Origin of the sequence: Methanobrevibacter thaueri (assembly GCF_003111625.1) — an archaeon.
GTDB lineage: Archaea > Methanobacteriota > Methanobacteria > Methanobacteriales > Methanobacteriaceae > Methanocatella > Methanocatella thaueri.
In genome coordinates this window covers 1-1343 of the sequence record NZ_MZGS01000004.1, presented here as the reverse complement: position 1 = coordinate 1343, position 1343 = coordinate 1, and the positions used below count along the sequence as shown (strand labels likewise).

1 protein-coding gene is annotated in these 1343 nt (G+C 26.3%); it reads right to left on the bottom strand.

What is annotated here, in order from left to right; translation table 11 throughout:
* Nucleotides 1-7 precede the first annotated feature (7 nt).
* Nucleotides 8-1228: a hypothetical protein gene (locus MBBTH_RS11045; RefSeq protein WP_243409589.1), complete on the bottom strand. Its 1221-nt coding sequence runs from the start codon at nt 1226-1228 to the stop codon at nt 8-10.
* Nucleotides 1229-1343: the final 115 nt, after the last annotated feature.

The following is a 1343-nucleotide window of genomic DNA, read 5'->3' as shown; positions in this document are numbered from 1 at the left end:
GACTCTTTCAAAAACTTTGTTGATTTTCAAAATCCTTTTTGCGATTGTCATTCCAAATGAGATCTCTGCGATAGATTCGTTTTAAAACGCCTCGTTTGGTCTTGAATGTTCGTTTTCTTGATTTTGGCATTGTTTTTTGAAATGCATTTTCAATTTTGTTGCTTGTTTTTTCAATTCGTTTATCTTTTAAGTGATAAATGAAGCTTTTATATCGTGGAGTGATTGATTTTCTGATTATTTTATAAATCACTGGATGAAAATCATCTTTACGATAAATTAAAGATTGTACTTCATTTTTGAATTCATTATAATCATTTAAATCGAATAAATCTTTGATTATTTTCAGTTGTTTGTGACATTCTTGATATTCTTCGTCAGAAATACGATTTTTATCTTTAAAAGTTTTTAATTGTTTATTTAAACTTTTTTTAGTATGAAAAATACACAATTGATGTTTAAAACCTAATTTTGGGATAATTGAGGCATATTTTTTATCTAAATCTGTTGTGATTGCAATTTTATTTTTATTTGCTGTAGATTCTTTTAAAAACTTTTCAACAGTTGTATCATCTTCAGTATCGTAAATTGCATCGGCTACGATGCAATTTGAAATAGAATCAAGTAATGTGTGACGATATTTCCATTTTCCGTTGATTTTTATCCATTCTACATCAAAGACATAATAACCCGAGCAACGCCCTAAATCAAATTCTAAAATGTTTTCATTAACAAAAAGCCAATTTTCAATTGTTTGATGTGAAACTGTGATTCCAAAGAATTTTTTAAATGATTTACAAACATTTTTTAAGCTTCCCAGATAATCTGAAATTAAATGTTCTGATTCACTTTTCAATTCATTCGTAAAATTGCTGTTTTTATCAACAAGACTTGTTAAATCTGTTTGAAATGTTTTATCACAACGTTTGCAAATATAACGCTGAACCTTCACATTAGTTTTACCAATTTCTTTAAATACTAATGTTCTTTTTGTAAAACCATATTTAACAACATGACGAGTTCCACAATGTGGACATCTAGCTAAACTCATTTTAAAATAAGGAACATCCTTTTTAAAACTTAAATCAAAAGATTTCAGAGCTTTTTGACAGGATTTAAAAATTTTCACAAAACGAGGATCTGAAAGGACTAATCCTCCATTAGAATCGCAAAATATATATTGTTTAACATCTAAAATACTATTTGGAGTATTTGTTTTTTGATTAGGCATAATAAAAACTTTTACTCCACCTATTTATTAAATTTAACTATTTTTAGATAAAATTAAAAATTCACAACTAATTTTCATCAAAAAATTTCAAATCAACAAAGTTTTTGAAAGAGTC